This window comes from Pararobbsia silviterrae (genome assembly GCF_003628125.1).
Taxonomy (GTDB): Bacteria; Pseudomonadota; Gammaproteobacteria; order Burkholderiales; family Burkholderiaceae; genus Pararobbsia; species Pararobbsia silviterrae.
Window position 1 is genome coordinate 221,031 of sequence record NZ_RBZU01000009.1, and the last position, 15,661, is coordinate 236,691.

Here is a 15,661-nt window from a genome sequence, read left to right on the forward strand (position 1 = left end):
TTCCGTCGACCGATATATGAAGCCGATCTGGATAGTAGACGACGACCAATCGATCCGTTGGGTGCTTGAAAAGGCCCTTGCTCGCGAGAATTTCGCGACCCGTAGTTTCTCGACGACGCGCGAGGCGCTGACGGCGTTCGAGCACGACACGCCGCAGGTGCTCGTCTCCGATATCCGGATGCCGGGCGGCTCGGGCTTCGAATTGCTCGAGACCGTGCGCGAGCGCTGGCCGAATATTCCCGTCATCATCATGACGGCGTTCTCGGATCTCGATAGCGCGGTCGCGGCGTTTCAGGGCGGCGCATTCGAGTATCTCGCGAAGCCGTTCGATATCGACAAGGCGGTCGAGCTGATCCAGCGCGCGGTCGAAGAGAGTCTGCGCGGCGAGCTCGCCTACGAGGAGCGTCTGACCGAGACGCCCGAAATGCTCGGACAGGCGAGCGCGATGCAGGACATGTTCCGCGCGATCGGACGGTTGTCGAATTCGAGCGCGACGGTGCTGATCACGGGTGAATCGGGCACCGGCAAGGAGCTCGTCGCGCGCGCGCTGCATCGGCATAGTCCGCGCGCGAACGGTCCCTTCATCGCGCTGAATACGGCCGCGATTCCGAAGGATCTGCTCGAATCGGAATTGTTCGGCCATGAGCGCGGTGCGTTCACGGGCGCGCAGGCGATGCGCCAAGGCCGCTTCGAACAGGCCGAGAACGGCACGCTGTTCCTCGATGAAATCGGCGATATGCCGTTCGATCTGCAGACGCGTTTGCTGCGCGTGTTGTCGGACGGGCAGTTCTATCGCGTCGGCGGACATAATCCCTTGCGCGCGAATGTGCGCGTGATCGCGGCGACGCATCAGAACCTCGAACAGCGTGTGCGTCAGGGTTTGTTCCGCGAGGACTTGTATCACCGGCTCAACGTGATCCGTCTGCGTCTGCCCGCGCTGCGCGAACGCAATGAAGATATTCCGCTGCTCACGCGTCACTTCCTGCAGAAGAGTGCGCGCGATCTCGGCGTCGAACCCAAGCGCGTGTCCGACGAGGCGCTTGCGTTTCTGTCGTCGCTCTCGTTTCCCGGCAACGTCCGGCAGCTCGAAAATCTCTGCAATTGGCTGACCGTCATGGCGCCCGCGCAGACGATCGAGATCAAGGATCTGCCGGCGGATCTGCTGCCGACGACGTCGAACGATCCGGCGACGCAGACCGCGAGCAACGGCGCGGCGTTGCATGCGGGCGTCCCGACGGGCGCGCCGATCGACGCGGGCTCGGCCGGTGCGACGGCGCCCGCGGGTGCTGCGCCGCTCGCGGGCGGCGGGATCTACTCGCGTACGGTCGGCCGCGCCGAAGGGCCGGGCTCAGCTTGGGAAAACGGCTTGCGGACCGAGGTTGCGAAGCTGCTGCGCGAGCAATCGGTCGATGTCATGGATGCGTTGACGCGGCGTTTCGAGGCGGCCGTGATTCTCGAGGCGCTCGACTTCACGCGCGGCCGCAAGGTCGAGGCGGCCGAACGGCTCGGGATCGGCCGCAATACGATCACGCGCAAGATTCAGGAACTCAACCTCGAGCCCTGAACGCCGCGCTTCGTTGATCGAGGCGCGCGCAACATGAAGGCGTGCGCTGCATTGGCGTGCAGCGCATGACGCAACGACGTTTGGCATCGCGGCGTCGGACGCCACGGTGTCGAGCGTGGCGGTGCCGGGGGTGACGCGGCGCCGCGGCGTCCGACGTCACACCTCATCGCATACGGACGTTAGCTGTGACGCTGTGCGCGGCGACGATAGGCGCCCATTCTGCGCGCCTATCGTCGCCCTTAGTCTTCCATCCGGCCGAACTTTCCTGCGTTGAAATCGACGATCGCCTGCCGGATTTCCTGCTCTGAGTTCATCACGAAAGGCCCGTACTGAACGACGGGTTCGTCGATCGGTTCGCCGGTCAGCATCAGCAGATGCGCGTCCTCGGAGGCTTCGACGACGATCTGTTCGCCCGCGTTGTCGAACAGCACGAAGTCGTGTGCGCGCGCGGCGGTCTGGCCGTTGATCGTGATCGCACCGCTGAGCACCATGAGTCCGACGTTCTCATGCGCGGGAAACGCGAATTCGGCGTGTCCTTTCGCGCGGACGAAGATGTCGAGCATATTGAGCCGCGTGAACGTGTGGGCCGCGCCCTTGACGCCCTGATACTCGCCCGCGACGACGCGCACATATCCGCCGTCGTCCGGCAGCGTCACGCGCGGAATATCGGCATCGACGATGCCCTGATAGGCGGGCGTCGTCATCTTGTGTGCGCCCGGCAGATTGACCCAGATCTGCGCGATATGCATCGGACCGCCGCGCCGCGCGTAGTCGGCCTCGTGATATTCCTTGTGCAGGATGCCCGCGCCGGCCGTCATCCATTGCACGTCGCCGGGGCCGATGACACCCGCATTGCCCGCGCTGTCATGATGCGCGACGCTGCCTTCCCACGCGAGCGTGACGGTTTCGAAGCCGCGATGCGGATGCGGACCGACGCCGCGGTCGCGCTGGTTCGTCGCGGGGTGCGTATAGGGCGCGTGATAGTCGAACAGGATGAACGGACTGATCCGCTGTCCGAACGGGTTGCCCGACGGGAAGTAGTTCGACACGCGAAAGCCGTCGCCGACCCAATGAAAGCCCGGGCCGCGGAAGATGCCGGTGATCGTGCGTTCGGCATGCGAAACAAGAGAGGGTGCAGTCGTCATCGAAGTCGCCTTTGCACTCGGGGTGCGGGTGGATAGCCGCTAAGGTAAGGGCGGTCTTCCGTGCCGACAAGCGGCGTCGCGCGCGACGAATCGTTGCATGAGCGGAACAATCGCGAAGCATCGTTCTGCGGCACGCGCGTATTCACGCAGTGCGCCTCGCGTTGTATGCGCGTGGCGTACCGATGTCGCGTGCGGCTGTCGTGGGTGCATACGTGTGAGGCGTGTGGAGGCGTATATAGCGCGCTCGGCGTGCCTACGCGGCCGCGATATCGACAATCACGGGCGCGTGATCGGACGGCTGCTCCCACTTGCGCGGCACCTTGTCGATCTCGCAGTGCGTGCAGCGCGCGGCGAGCGGCGTCGACAGCAACCAGTGATCGATGCGCACGCCCGCGTTGCGGCGAAACGCCATCATCCGATAGTCCCACCACGAGAACAGTTTGTCGGGCTGCTCGAACTTGCGGAACGCATCGACGAGACCGAGCGCGACGAGGCGCGCGAATTGTTCGCGTTCTTCGGGCGACACGAGATTCTGGCCGACCCACGCGGCCGGATCGTGAACGTCGCGGTCCTCGGGCGCGATATTGAAATCGCCGCCGAGCGCGAGGTTCGGATAGGCCTGCAATTCCGACGCGAGCCACGCATGGAGCGCTTCGAGCCATTGGAGCTTGTAGGCGAACTTGTCGGTGCCCGGCGCTTGCCCGTTCGGCACATACGCGCTGATCACGCGTACGCCTTCGACGGTCGCGGTGATCACGCGCTTTTGTTCGTCCTCGAAGCCCGGAATATTGCGCACGACATCGTCTTGATCGAACGCGAGACCGTCTCGAATCAGGAGCGCGACGCCGTTATAGGTCTTCTGACCCGTGAACACGGCGCGATACCCGGCGCCGAGCAAGGCCTCGACGGGAAACTTGTCGTCGGTCAGCTTGAGTTCCTGCAGCGCGAGCACGTCGACGGGCTGGAGCTTGAGCCATTCGAGCACGTGTTCGAGGCGGACCTTCAGTGAGTTGACGTTCCAGGTCGCTAACTTCATAGATTGGGCATGATCGTGGATGGATGCGGGTTTCGGCGCTATCTCGTCATTCATGGGCTGGATTAGCGACCCATCGGGCTAACCGATTCGGTGACGGTAGGGAAAGCGTCGAAATCATACCGCGCTCAAAGCGCCATGCTCCTCTCGACGCGCGCCTGAACGCGGGTCGCGGGTCGTCGAGCCGTCCTGTGCGCGTACCGGTTACACGCGTGGCGCGTGTCGGGGCCAGCCCGATTCGTTCGACGCGATAGGTTGCCGGGTATCCGGGGTGCGCTAGCGCCTGAATTTGGACGCCGGATGCTCGACGCCTCTATGCATCACGTAGCTGACGATGAAAATCAGACTGAAAATCAATGGGGCAAATTCGATCTGGTTTATCAACCCCAGTACTTGCGGGGCGATCGGGCGAATAGATAACATGATTTGGGGGTGAAATACGTAGGCGCAATACGTTAACGTGCCGCCGATCTGCGTCCATTTCACGATTTTGGATCCGAAACCTCGAATCTCCGACGATTCGAATATCGAAATCGTAAGAAGGGTAAGCATTGCCACAAAAGGTGGTATGTAAACAAAATAACGATGCAGGCGATTTCCGAAGAATGCCCAATATGATGCAAAAAGCGTCTGCGCCAGCAACAGGATGACTAGAACGATGAATCCGAATAACAGTCCGTGCCGGGATTGCCGTGTTTGGATTTTTTGCGTTCGAAGTTTGGCGAGCATCATTCCCGCGACGAACAAATATAGATTGGATGCGATCGACAGGTAAATGTGTGTCAGGGCATACGCCGGGTCGAAATGAGTCAAGCGGGCTTGAACGATATTTGCTGTCGCTCCGACGACAAGGAGTGCTGCAAGCATCCACGTTCGCATGCCCCATTTTTCGTCTATGCGAGTCATCACGAACGCCAAGAGAGGAGCGAGCAAGTAGAATTGAAATTCGGTCGTGACGGACCACAGCGCACCGATGATGTTGATCGGCATGCGTCCGTCATAGTCCATGAGAATCGTTTGTACAAGAATCCACAAATTCTCGGGCTCAAACGATTTTGGATATGACAGCGTGCCGATGACGAGAAGCGCGAACAGATATACGGGATAGATCCGAAATGCGCGATTCCATAGGAAATCGGCGGCGCCCGATGCGCTGATCGCATAGCGCCCCGAAAAGAACCCTTTTCCCATCAAGTAACCTGAAAGGGTAAAGAACATCCACACGCCGGCCCACGGAGACGACATCAATATTCGCGAGAGAAAATACTGCGGATGTTCGCCGGGCCCCGCTGGAGTCGTGAACACGACCCCAAAATAGTGGCCGAAAATCACAGTGACGCATGCGGCAAATCGAATTGTTAAAAGTGGGTCTGGCGACGACGATCTCGCGATGTGCCGATCGGGTACCTTCCATGCATGGGCATATACCCAGAGTGCGATGAGCGCGGCGGGCACGAAATCCATCGCGACGATGTAGCACCAACGTGCCGTGCCACCATGAGTGAGTGTGTAACCGACGAAAAAGGGCTTCGGAAAGACGAAAAACAGCGCAAGCGCGAAAAAGACGCCCAGGGAGTTGCTTCGCGCGGACGACGTGACCCCGGCGTCAACGCTTTCATTCATTACTTTCATTTTTATTATGCTACCTGTTGTAATTATTTGAATAAAATCTGCCGCATTGTACCTATTTGTCAGATGTTTTGTTTAAGTGATGTGTTCGAAGTGCGGGCGTGATCTACAAAGCAAACTAAGCCGACGACCGTTACGGGAAGCGTGTTCCGCTTCTGCGGGACGTGGCTTGACGCCGGGCCGGGCGAAGTTCGCGGTCCGGAAATTGTCTCAGGCGGATGACCCGCAGTTATTCGGTGTGCAGGTGACGGCGAACGCGACGGGCATCGGCTTGATGCGTGATTGACCGCGCACACTTCGATACCGAATCGGTATTGCGCCTCGAAAAATCAGTATTGGACGGTATGTGGGCGGGATCGGCAACATGGTCCTCAACGTCGCGCGTCGTGTGCGCGCCGTGTTCACACTACCGGAAATATCATGCCCATCGTCCATCTCTCCCTCGTCGAAGGCCGCAGCGACGAAGCCGTCAAGGCCTGCGTCAAGGCCGTTGCACGCACCGTGCACGAAACCCTCGGCGCGCCCCTCGAGAGCATTCGCGTCTACGCCACACAGGTGCCCGGCGCGCACTGGGCCGTCGGCGATCGCACCAAGGACGAGCCCGTTCAGCGGCCGGCGCCCGCGCACGCGGAGCGCTAACGGTGACGCCCGAACAGATCCAGGACGCGGCGCGCGCGCTGCGTACCGCCGCAACCACGCATGCCTATATCGCGCCGTTGCGTGACACCTACCCCGACATGACGCTCGACGATGCCTATGCGGTCCAGCGTGAGAACACCCAAGCGCGTCTGGCCGAAGGCCGCCGCATCACGGGTTGCAAGATCGGTCTGACCTCGGTGGCCGTGCAGCGCCAGCTCGGTGTCGATCAGCCCGATTTCGGCGTGTTGTTCGACGATATGGGCTATGGCGACAGCGAGCCGATTCCCGCATCGGGTCTCACGCAAGCGAAGATCGAAGCCGAAATCGCATTCGTGCTCGGCCGCGATCTCGACGCATCCCACGCGGGGCTCGTCGACGTGCTCGGCGCGATCGACTACGCGTTGCCCGCGCTCGAAATCGTCGGCAGCCGCATCGCGAACTGGAATATCGGCATCGTCGACACGGTCGCCGACAACGCGTCGTCGTCCGCATTCGTGCTCGGCGGACGGCCCGTGAAGCTCGATGCATTCGATCCGCGTCTCTGCGGCATGGTGCTCGAACGCCGCGGCGAACCGGTCTCGGTCGGCGCGGGCGCGGCCTGCCTCGGCCATCCGCTCAACGCGGTCGTCTGGCTCGCGCGCACGATGGCGCGGCGCGGTCAGCCGCTGCGCGCGGGCAGCGTCGTACTGTCGGGCGCGCTCGGACCGATGGCGCCGGTCACGCCCGGCGATGTCTTCGAAGCGCGTATCGATGGACTCGGATCCGTGCGCGCCGTTTTTGAACCCATTTTGAACGAGGCCGCACGATGAGCCGCATCGAACAGATCGCCGCGCAACTCGACGACGCGGCGCATCATGCGCGCGAAGTCGAACAATTCGATCCGCAGGGCGCGCTGCCGCTCGACGAAGCCTATGCGATCCAGCGCGCGTCGATCGCGCGTCGTCTCGCGCGCGGCGAACATCGCGTGGGCGTCAAGATGGGCTTCACGAGCCGCGCGAAGATGCTGCAAATGGGGCTCTCCGACGTGATTTGGGGCCGTTTGACGTCCGCGATGCAAATCGAAGAGAACACGTCGATCGATATCGGACGGTACGTCCATCCGCGCGTCGAACCGGAGATCGCCTTCGTGCTCAAGCGCGCGCTCCATGGCGATGAAACGGGACCCGCCGCGCTCGCGGCCGTCGAAGCGATCGCACCCGCGCTCGAAATCATCGACTCGCGCTATCGCGACTTTCGTTTCAGCCTGCCCGAAGTCGTGGCCGACAACGCGTCGTCGAGCAGCTTCGTCGTCGGCGCGTGGAGCGACCCGCATATCGATTTCTCGAACCTCGGCCTCGTGCTCGATATCGACGGACGCACGTCGCAGGTCGGATCGACGGCCGCGTTGCTCGGCCATCCGCTGCGTTCGCTGCTCGCCGCGGCACGGCTGTCCGCCGCCGCGGGCGAGCCGCTGCAAGCCGGCGACATCGTCATGGCCGGCGGCGCGACCGCGGCGCAATGGCTGCATCCGGGACAGTACGTCCGGGTCGATATCGCGCATCTCGGACGCGCGGGTTTCTATGTGACGGGCTCGCGGATGGACGCGTGAATGCATGAATGCATGCCATGCGTGAACGCATCCGTCTTGGGCACATCGGATGCTTATCCGCGGACCCGAGCGCGCGGTTGACCGCGCGCGCAAAAAACGCACTGAACGTACGCACTGAACACACGGCATGAGCCGAACACAATGACAGGGAGTACCCGATGAAGGACAAGGTCAAGGCGGCGGTCATCGGACCGGGCAATATCGGCACGGATCTGATGATCAAGATCCTGCGTCACGGCCGCCATCTCGAGATGGGCGCGATGGTCGGCGTCGATCCGCGCTCCGACGGTCTCGCGCGCGCGGCGCGTCTTGGCGTCGCGACCACGGCAAAGGGCGTCGAAGGCTTGCTCGAACTCGACGTGTTCAAAGACATCGACATCGTCTTCGACGCGACATCGGCCGGCGCGCACGTTCACAACGAGGCCTTGCTGCGCACGCATAAGCCTTCGATTCGCGTGATCGATCTCACGCCGGCCGCGATCGGTCCGTACTGCGTGCCCGTCGTCAATCTCGATGCGCATCGCGACGCACGCAACGTGAATATGGTCACGTGCGGCGGTCAGGCGACGATTCCGATCGTCGCGGCGGTCTCGCGCGTCGCGAAGGTCCATTACGCGGAGATCGTCGCGTCGATCAGCAGCAAGTCGGCGGGACCGGGCACGCGCGCGAATATCGACGAATTCACCGAGACGACCGCGAAGGCGATCGAGGCGGTCGGCGGCGCGGCGAAGGGCAAGGCGATCATCGTGCTCAATCCGGCCGAGCCGCCCGTGATGATGCGCGATACCGTCTATACGCTTTGCGATCGCGTCGATCGCGACGCCGTGGCGCGCTCGATCGAGGACACCGTCGCGAAGGTCCATGCTTACGTGCCCGGCTATCGTCTCAAGCAGCAGGTGCAGTTCGACGACATTCCCGAGAGTGCGCCGTTGCATATTCCCGGGCTCGGCCGCTTCAGCGGGCTCAAGACCTCGGTGTTTCTCGAAGTCGAAGGCGCCGCGCATTATCTGCCCGCCTACGCGGGCAATCTCGACATCATGACGTCGGCCGCGCTCGCCACCGCCGAGCGCATGGCGCAGACGGTGCTGAGCCTTCAGCACGCTTAAGGACATCGCCGCGATGAGCAAGACACTCTATATCTCCGATGTGACGCTGCGTGACGGCAGTCATGCGATCCGTCATCAATATTCGATTCAAAACGTGCAGGACATCGCGCGCGCGCTCGACAAGGCGAAGGTCGACAGCATCGAGGTCGCGCATGGCGACGGGCTCCAGGGATCGAGCTTCAATTACGGCTTCGGCGCGCACAGCGATCTCGAATGGATCGAGGCCGTGGCCGATGTGATCGCGCACGCGAAGATCGCGACGCTGCTGTTGCCCGGCATCGGCACGATCCACGATCTCAAGGCCGCGTATCAGGCGGGCGCGCGCGTCGTGCGCGTCGCGACGCATTGCACCGAGGCCGATATCTCGAAGCAGCATATCGAATACGCGCGCGAACTCGGCATGGATACGGTCGGCTTTCTGATGATGAGCCATATGACGACGCCCGCAAATCTCGCGATCGAGGCGAAGAAGATGGAAAGCTACGGCGCGACGTGCATCTATGTCGTCGACTCGGGCGGCGCGCTGACGATGAACGACGTGCGCGACCGTTTTCGGGCCTTGAAAGCCGTGCTCAAACCCGACACCGAGACCGGCATGCATGCGCATCACAATCTGTCGCTTGGGGTGGCGAACTCGATCGTGGCGGTCGAGGAGGGGTGCGATCGCGTCGATGCGTCGCTCGCGGGCATGGGCGCGGGCGCGGGCAATGCACCGCTCGAAGTGTTTATCGCGGCCGCCGAGCGCATGGGCTGGGATCACGGGACCGATCTCTACACGCTGATGGACGCGGCCGACGACATCGTGCGTCCGCTGCAGGATCGGCCGGTCCGCGTGGACCGCGAGACGCTCGCGCTCGGCTATGCGGGCGTGTATTCGAGCTTTCTGCGGCACTCGGAAGTCGCGGCGAAGAAGTACGGCATCAAGACCGTGGATATCCTCGTCGAACTCGGCAAGCGCCGCATGGTCGGCGGTCAGGAAGACATGATCGTCGACGTCGCGCTCGATCTCGCGCGCGCACGGACGTCGTCGTCCGCGCGCGAAAGCACTTGATGTAACGCGCGCGCCAGGGCGTCGTAGGCGTCGTCCACGGCATCCGTGCTGCGCCAGGCGATGAAGTGATCGGGGCGCACGAGCACCGCGCCCGTCGCACCGATCTCCCGGTGGCCGAGCCACTCGCAGCGGAAGTCGAGATGGTCGCCGTCGTGGACGCCGATCGTCAACGCATCGAGCGGCAGGTCCCATTCGCGCGCGAGCCTGCGCGCGGCATCGCACCACGCGTCGCCGCGCTCGCCCGCGATCAGCACGAAACGTCCACGGCCGACGAGTTCATTGATCGAATAACGTCGGCGCGTATTTTCGAGCCACGCATGCGGCAGCGAATGGCCGGGCTTCGTGCCGGGCTCGAAGTCGCCGTCCTTGTCGAGCGGAATGCGCGCGGGCAGGCCGTCGTCGAGCAGCGCGCCCGATGCGTAGCGGTATCCGAAATTGACGTTCAGATGGTTATAGGTCGAGAGCGCGGTCGAGATGCCTTGCACGGCGCGATGCCGCGCAGCGTCGCCTTGCGTGCCGTCGGCCCATTGAAGACGCAGATTGCGCCAGTTTTCCTCGGCGCTCTGCTTGGGCGAAAAACCGAATGACGCGGCGATCTTCCACGCGTTCTGCCAGTTCTCGTAGGCCGAATCCACGGTCGCGCGCGCAACGGGGCGGCGTTCGGTTTCGTAGCTGTCGAGCAATGCATCGCCGGCCCGTCCTCGGAGCACGGCGGCGAGCTTCCAGCAGAGGTTGTAGCTGTCCTGCACGGCCGTATTGAGGCCATGCGCGCCGGACGGCGGCATGCGATGCGCGGCATCGCCGAGGATGAATGCGCGTCCGATGCGAAAACGCGACGCGACGACCGCGTTGAGCGGCCAGCGCGTGATCTGATGCACGTGCAGATCGAGCGCGCCGATGCCCAGCGTGCGGCGCAGCGCGTCGACGACGGTCGCATCGTCTTCCTGCTTGTGATCGCCGTGCGCGGCGATCATATGGAACACCCATTCGCGCGAGCGGCTGCCCCATGCATGCGGCCCCATCGGAACCAGCACTCCCGGCGCGCCCGTGTCCGGATTCAGGATGCTGCGGATCAGCACGTCATCGGTGCCGGCCGCGCCTCGCGTATGCGAGAGATCCGCATCGAAATGCACGGTGATCGTCGTGGCGACTGCCGCATGGCCTTCCATGTGCACGCCGAGCTGCGCGCCCACGGTCTGGCCGCCGTCGCAGACAAGCAGATATCGGGCACGAACTTCATACGGCGTGTCGGTCTCTCGATCGACGATCGTCGCCACGATGCCGTTCGCATCCTCGACACACGATACGAATGCGTGATGGAAATGCACGCCGCCGGGCGCACGCGCTTCGGCCTCTGCGCGCAGCATCGGTTCGAGTCGGGCTTGGGCCAGATTCGCGTAGCCGATATCGCTGGCCGCGCGCCAATGGAGATCGTCGTGCCCGCGTCCGTGCGCGCCCATGCGCGCGAGCTCGCGTCCATGATCGGCGCTGGGTCCCGCCATGCCCGCATACCATCCGACGTACCGCATGTGCTCGGGCGGACACGATGCTTGGCGAATCCGCGCGTCGAGTCCGAGTTCGCGAAAGATCTCCATCGTCTTGATCGAGAGCAGATGCGCTTTCGGCAACGACGACGTGTGTTTGTATTTGCTGACGAGCCAGCTCCGGACGCCGCTTGCGGACAGCAGCATCGAGGCGGTCAAACCCGTTGCGCCGCCGCCTACGATCAATACTTCGGTTTCCTGCATATCGATGTGTCTCCTGGTGTGTCGTTGTTCGGATCGTTGACGCTCAGGTGCGTCGTACCTTTTTTGTCGACGGTTTCGACGCGGTGACGGGGAACAGCAACACCGTCAGATAGCGTTCGAGTTCGTGAAGCAATCGCGCTTCGTCGTATTCCTCGTGAACCCACATATCGAGGGCGCCTGTGAGGAATAGATGAACGAAATTCGCGACTTCCCTTGCATGCGTGCCTTGCGGCAGACCGCCCGCGCGTTCGAGCGCGTCCATGACGACGCACCAATGTTCGAGTCCGCGCGCCATGAACGCCGGGTGATGCACGGGATCGGGCACGCCGAGCAGAAAGCGCATCAAGGGGCGATAGAACAAAGGATCGCCCGTGAATTGACGGACGACCTCGCGCGCACATGTGAAGACGCGTTCGCGCGGATCGGTGTCGGGCCGCATGTCGAGCGCGATATGCGCGTGGTCGGCACGCAAATTCAACAGCGCGTAGAGCACGGTCGATTTGCCGCCGATCAGGTTGTACGTCGTCGCGAGACTCAACTGCGATTCGGCGGCAAGTTCCTGCATCGAGAAATCGGTGCTGCCCGAGCGCCGGATCAGGGTTTCCGCGGCCTGCAGAATCGCCGCTCTGCGCGCGTGTTTGCCCGTTTCTCGCGTCGTTACGTGTCGATCGGTCATGCGATGCGCCGAGGAGTTTGAAGGCCGCGGGGCCGATCGTATCGATCGCGTTTCATGCGTATGCATGCAGCCCGGCAGGGATGGGTTGAAATTTATAATGCGTTATAAATTTCAACAAGCCTCGCGCCGCAATGGGTTTTCACTCCTTGGAAATCGAATCGGTCGCATGCGGGTTTGTCCGACTCGACGTGTCCGGCCGTCTTCACGGGCGCGACACTCGAGTCGCGACGGTACAATCTCGCTGGGCGCGGTCACGCGCGGCGCGGATCGAGAGGGGCGTTTGAGCGGGCTGGAGCAGGGATTTCTATTGACTCGCCATTGGCGGGATACCGACGCCGGCACGCAGGTCGAGTTCTGGCTCGCGACCGATCGCGGCCCACGGCAGGTCCGCTTGCGCGCGCAGCCGTCGGTGGCGTTCATTCCGGTCGAACAGCGCGCCCATGTCGAACGCGTGCTCGCCGAGTCGCGCGACGCGGCGCGGTTCGAACTTCGCGATCTCGCATTGCGCGATTTTCATCAGCGGCCGGTCTTCGGCCTCTATTGCACCGAATATCGCTTGCTGACGAAGCTCGAGAAGCGCTTGCGCGAATTCGGCGTCGACGTCTATGAAGCCGATATCGCGCCGCCCGATCGCTATTTGATGGAACGCTTCATTACGGCGCCCGTCGCGTTCGACGGGGACGCGCGCGAACCGGGCGTGCGCGTCGACGCGGACATGAAGCCCGCGCAAGACTATCGGCCTACGCTGCGGCTCGTTTCGCTCGATATCGAAACGAGCGTGCACGGCGAACTCTATTCGATCGCGCTCGAAGGATGCGGCGAACGTCAGGTCTATATGCTCGGTCCCGCGCCGGTGCCCACGCCCACGACCGACACGTCGAGTGACGCATCGAATGACGTGTCGAATGACATATCGAATGATGCGTCGATCGGCGCATCGCAAGCGACGTCAGACGATTTCGACCTCATGTACTGCGATACGCGCGCGCAGATGCTCGAACAGCTCAACGCGTGGTTCGCGCGGCACGACCCCGATGCGCTTATCGGCTGGAACGTCGTCCAGTTCGATTTACGCATCCTGCACGAACATGCACAGCGTCTGCGTGTGCCGTTGCGGCTCGGACGCGGTGCGAGCCTGCTCGAATGGCGTGAACATGGCGTACGCGCGGGCCATTTTTTTGCATCGGCGCCCGGGCGTCTGATCATCGACGGCATCGAAGCCTTGCGCTCCGCGACATGGAGCTTTCCGTCCTTCAGTCTGGAAGCGGTCGCGCAGACCTTGCTTGGCGAAGGCAAGGCGATCGATGCGCCGTATGCGCGCATGGATGAGATCCAGCGACGTTTCGAGCACGACAAGCCCGCGCTCGCGCGCTACAACCTCAAGGACTGCGAGCTCGTCACGCGCATCTTCGAAAAGACCGATCTGCTGCGCTTCCTGCTCGAACGCGCGACCGTCACGGGCCTACCCGCCGATCGAACGGGCGGTTCGGTCGCGGCATTCACGCATCTGTATCTGCCGCGCATGCACAGGCAAGGCTACGTCGCGCCGAACCTCGGCGATGTCGCGGGCGCGCCGAGTCCCGGCGGATTCGTCATGGATTCTCGTCCCGGGCTCTACGACTCGGTGCTCGTGCTCGACTACAAGAGCCTGTATCCGTCGATCATCCGTACGTTCCTGATCGATCCCGTCGGACTCGTCGAAGGGACGCATCATCCGGACCCGGATGCCTGCGTGCCGGGTTTCGTCGGCGCGTGCTTTTCGCGCGACACGCATTGTCTGCCGTCGATCGTCGCCGACGTCTGGGCACAGCGCGAGGCCGCGAAGCGTGAACGGAACGCGCCGTTGTCGCAAGCGCTCAAGATCATCATGAACGCGTTCTACGGCGTCCTCGGTTCGACCGGATGCCGATTCTTCGATCCGCGTCTCGCATCGTCGATCACGATGCGAGGGCACGAGATCATGCACACGACGCGCGAACTCATCGAAGCGCGCGGCTATGAAGTCATCTACGGCGATACGGATTCGACGTTCGTCTGGCTCAAGCGCGCGCGCGGCGAAGACGATGCGCGCGCCATCGGGCAGGCACTGACGGCTTATGTGAACGACTGGTGGCGTGCGCATCTCGCGACGCAATACGGGCTCGACAGCGCACTCGAACTCGAGTTCGACACCCACTATGCGCGCTTCTTCATGCCGACCGTGCGCGGCACCGAGGAGGGCAGCAAAAAACGCTATGCGGGCTTGACGGTGCGGTCCGACGGATCGGACGAGGTCGTCTACAAAGGCCTTGAAACCGTGCGGACCGACTGGACGGCACTCGCGCGGAATTTCCAGCAAGCGCTCTATGCGCGGATCTTCAAGCGCGAGCCCTACGAGGACTATGTGCGCGACTACGTGCGGCGCACCTTGAGCGGCGAACTCGATGCGGATCTCGTCTATCGCAAGCATCTGCGTCGTCCGCTCGCCTCGTACGAACGCAATGTGCCGCCGCATGTCCGCGCGGCGCGTATCGCCGATGAATACAACCGGAGCGCGGGGCGTCCGCTCCAATATCAGAACGGCGGCTGGATCCGCTACGTGATGACGACGTCGGGACCCGAGCCGCTTGAAACATGGCGCTCGCCGATCGATTACGACCACTACGTGACGCGACAGCTTCAACCTGTCGCCGATGCGATCCTGCCGATGGTGCAGGGCGATTTCGACACGCTCGTATCGGGCCAGCGTCAGTTGTTCTGATCGTGCATGACGGTCGGCGCGCCGACGAATCGGCCGACGAGCATCTCGCGTTTCCAGCCGAACCCGGGCGCTCTGCGCGCGTCGAAGCCCGCCGCGATGAGCGCGCGCCGCACCGCGCCCGCGCTTGTATAGGTCGCGAGCGTTGCGCCTTCGTTGGCCATCCGCGTGAGCGCAGCGATCAGCGCGGGCGACCAGAGTTCGGGATTTTTCGCGGGAGAAAATCCATCGAGATAGAACGCATCGGCGCGCATGTCGAGCGCGGGAAGGGCCGTGACCGCATCGGCGAAGATCAGCGTGAGCCGCACGCGATCGTGTTCGAACGCGATCGCGTGCGTGCCCGGCGTCAAGGCGGGCCAGACATGCGCGAGGTCGTGCGCGCGTTGCGCGAGCGCGGGATCGTCGATGACGGCATCGAAGGCGCGCTCGAGATCGGCGCGCGTCATCGGATACTTTTCGAGCGAGACAAAGTGCAGCGTCTCGCAACGCTGCGGATCGTCGCGCCAGGCTGACCACGTCGTCAAGAAATTGATCCCCATGCCGAAGCCCGTTTCGAGCACGGTAAACGTGCGGGCATCGCGCCAGCGGCGCGGCAGCGCATTGCCTTCGAGAAAGACATGCCGTGCCTGCGCGAGCGCACCCGCGGCGCTATGGTAGATATCGTCGTGCAAGACGGAATATGGCGTGCCGTCTTCGCGAAACGCGACGGATGCGGGCATCAGGGGATCGGTCATGGCGAGCGGGA

Annotated in this window: 12 protein-coding genes and 1 pseudogene; 7 read left to right on the forward strand and 6 right to left on the reverse strand. The window is 63.0% G+C overall.

Annotated elements, in window-relative coordinates; translation table 11 throughout:
* The first annotated feature begins 16 nt into the window (after positions 1-16).
* Complete coding sequence (gene ntrC, locus D7S86_RS19575) at positions 17-1,564, forward strand: nitrogen regulation protein NR(I) (RefSeq protein ID WP_121088532.1); 1,548 nt, start codon at positions 17-19, stop codon at positions 1,562-1,564.
* 239 nt (positions 1,565-1,803) lie between these two features.
* Here the strand turns inward: ntrC and D7S86_RS19580 are convergent, their stop codons facing one another.
* The 3 genes from D7S86_RS19580 to D7S86_RS19590 all read right to left on the reverse strand — a co-directional run bounded on the left by D7S86_RS19580 (position 1,804) and on the right by D7S86_RS19590 (position 5,365).
* The gene (locus tag D7S86_RS19580) at positions 1,804-2,709 is read right to left on the reverse strand and encodes a pirin family protein (RefSeq protein WP_121088533.1); all 906 of its coding nucleotides are present in this window, start codon (positions 2,707-2,709) and stop codon (positions 1,804-1,806) included.
* A 253-nt stretch (positions 2,710-2,962) separates the two neighbouring features.
* Positions 2,963-3,745, reverse strand: a complete 783-nt coding sequence (gene xth / locus D7S86_RS19585; protein WP_121088534.1) for an exodeoxyribonuclease III — start codon at positions 3,743-3,745, stop codon at positions 2,963-2,965.
* Between the two features lie 273 nt (positions 3,746-4,018).
* On the reverse strand, positions 4,019-5,365 hold the full coding sequence (locus tag D7S86_RS19590) for an acyltransferase family protein (protein WP_158602031.1): 1,347 nt from the start codon (positions 5,363-5,365) through the stop codon (positions 4,019-4,021).
* A 426-nt stretch (positions 5,366-5,791) separates the two neighbouring features.
* Here D7S86_RS19590 and D7S86_RS19595 point away from each other — a divergent pair, with 426 nt between their 5' ends.
* The 5 genes from D7S86_RS19595 (at position 5,792) to dmpG (ending at position 9,755) form a co-directional block, all read left to right on the forward strand.
* On the forward strand, positions 5,792-6,010 hold the full coding sequence (locus D7S86_RS19595) for a tautomerase family protein (protein ID WP_121088536.1): 219 nt from the start codon (positions 5,792-5,794) through the stop codon (positions 6,008-6,010).
* 2 nt (positions 6,011-6,012) lie between these two features.
* The gene (locus tag D7S86_RS19600; RefSeq protein ID WP_121088537.1) at positions 6,013-6,819 is read left to right on the forward strand and encodes a 2-keto-4-pentenoate hydratase; all 807 of its coding nucleotides are present in this window, start codon (positions 6,013-6,015) and stop codon (positions 6,817-6,819) included.
* A complete protein-coding gene (locus tag D7S86_RS19605) occupies positions 6,816-7,598 on the forward strand; it encodes a 2-keto-4-pentenoate hydratase (RefSeq protein ID WP_121088538.1) in 783 nt (260 codons plus the stop codon). The genes D7S86_RS19600 and D7S86_RS19605 overlap by 4 nt, the downstream gene beginning before the upstream one ends.
* Positions 7,599-7,756: 158 nt before the next feature.
* Positions 7,757-8,704 (forward strand): acetaldehyde dehydrogenase (acetylating), encoded by a 948-nt coding sequence (locus tag D7S86_RS19610; RefSeq protein WP_121088539.1) that lies wholly within the window; start codon positions 7,757-7,759, stop codon positions 8,702-8,704.
* Between the two features lie 13 nt (positions 8,705-8,717).
* Positions 8,718-9,755, forward strand: coding sequence for a 4-hydroxy-2-oxovalerate aldolase (gene dmpG / locus D7S86_RS19615; RefSeq protein ID WP_121088540.1), 1,038 nt, complete (start codon positions 8,718-8,720; stop codon positions 9,753-9,755).
* Here the strand turns inward: dmpG and D7S86_RS19620 are convergent.
* Together D7S86_RS19620 and D7S86_RS19625 are read right to left on the reverse strand one after the other, a co-directional pair.
* On the reverse strand, positions 9,677-11,503 hold the full coding sequence (locus D7S86_RS19620; protein ID WP_121088541.1) for an FAD-dependent monooxygenase: 1,827 nt from the start codon (positions 11,501-11,503) through the stop codon (positions 9,677-9,679). The two genes, dmpG and D7S86_RS19620, sit on opposite strands and share 79 nt — an antisense overlap.
* A gap of 43 nt (positions 11,504-11,546) precedes the next feature.
* Positions 11,547-12,179 carry a TetR/AcrR family transcriptional regulator gene (locus D7S86_RS19625; RefSeq protein ID WP_121088542.1) on the reverse strand — a complete coding sequence of 211 codons (633 nt, stop codon included), beginning with the start codon at positions 12,177-12,179 and terminating at the stop codon, positions 11,547-11,549.
* Positions 12,180-12,459: 280 nt separating this feature from the next.
* Between D7S86_RS19625 and D7S86_RS19630 the strand changes: the two genes are divergently transcribed.
* Complete coding sequence (locus tag D7S86_RS19630) at positions 12,460-14,919, forward strand: DNA polymerase II (protein WP_121088543.1); 2,460 nt, start codon at positions 12,460-12,462, stop codon at positions 14,917-14,919.
* Between the two features lie 26 nt (positions 14,920-14,945).
* Here the strand turns inward: D7S86_RS19630 and mnmC2 are convergent.
* Positions 14,946-15,650 (reverse strand): annotated as a pseudogene (mnmC2, locus tag D7S86_RS19635) (tRNA (5-methylaminomethyl-2-thiouridine)(34)-methyltransferase MnmC2); the annotation flags it as partial.
* Positions 15,651-15,661 lie beyond the last annotated feature (11 nt).

Coding starts and splice junctions, on each gene's coding strand:
- ntrC (WP_121088532.1), top strand. CDS start 17: ATGAAGCCGATCTGGATAGTAGACGACGACCAATCGATCCGTTGGGTG.
- D7S86_RS19580 (WP_121088533.1), bottom strand. CDS start 2,709: ATGACGACTGCACCCTCTCTTGTTTCGCATGCCGAACGCACGATCACC.
- xth (WP_121088534.1), bottom strand. CDS start 3,745: ATGAAGTTAGCGACCTGGAACGTCAACTCACTGAAGGTCCGCCTCGAA.
- D7S86_RS19590 (WP_158602031.1), bottom strand. CDS start 5,365: ATGAATGAAAGCGTTGACGCCGGGGTCACGTCGTCCGCGCGAAGCAAC.
- D7S86_RS19595 (WP_121088536.1), top strand. CDS start 5,792: ATGCCCATCGTCCATCTCTCCCTCGTCGAAGGCCGCAGCGACGAAGCC.
- D7S86_RS19605 (WP_121088538.1), top strand. CDS start 6,816: ATGAGCCGCATCGAACAGATCGCCGCGCAACTCGACGACGCGGCGCAT.
- D7S86_RS19610 (WP_121088539.1), top strand. CDS start 7,757: ATGAAGGACAAGGTCAAGGCGGCGGTCATCGGACCGGGCAATATCGGC.
- dmpG (WP_121088540.1), top strand. CDS start 8,718: ATGAGCAAGACACTCTATATCTCCGATGTGACGCTGCGTGACGGCAGT.
- D7S86_RS19620 (WP_121088541.1), bottom strand. CDS start 11,503: ATGCAGGAAACCGAAGTATTGATCGTAGGCGGCGGCGCAACGGGTTTG.
- D7S86_RS19625 (WP_121088542.1), bottom strand. CDS start 12,179: ATGACCGATCGACACGTAACGACGCGAGAAACGGGCAAACACGCGCGC.